Annotated in this window: 1 protein-coding gene; it reads left to right on the forward strand. The window is 62.4% G+C overall.

All coding sequences use genetic code 11. The features are described from left to right. Positions 1 to 379: aldehyde dehydrogenase family protein (locus RM844_RS32785; protein ID WP_311671079.1), on the forward strand; the 379-nt coding region annotated here is incomplete at its 5' end. Positions 380 to 447: the final 68 nt, after the last annotated feature.

Below are 447 nucleotides of genomic sequence, written 5' to 3' on the forward strand. Positions count from 1 at the left end.
GCCCCAAGGCCTGGACCGCGGATACTTCATCGCACCAACGATTCTCGCCGATGTCAGCCCGGAGCACCGGGTGTTCCAGGAGGAGATCTTCGGCCCGGTCATCACCATCACGCCGTACGACGGTGGCGATGATGGTGCGGTCGAGATGGCCAACAACTCGATGTATGGACTGGCCGGGACCGTGCTGGGCTCCAACGAGCGCGCAATGGCCGTGGCCCGCCGGATCCGCAGCGGATCGGTGAACGTCAACGGTGCCATCTTCTACGGCGCCGATGCGCCGTTCGGCGGCTACAAGATGAGCGGCGTCGGGCGGCAGAACGGCGTCGAGGGGTTCGAACAGCATCTGCAGACGAAGGTCATCGCGTACACGCCTGCGTAGGCGGTCGCGGCTCGTGATGTCTGGCATTTGTGTCATGTATACATGAGGCAAAATCAACGCTTTATCTG

The organism is Streptomyces chisholmiae, assembly GCF_031845445.1.
Lineage (GTDB): Bacteria > Actinomycetota > Actinomycetes > Streptomycetales > Streptomycetaceae > Streptomyces > Streptomyces chisholmiae.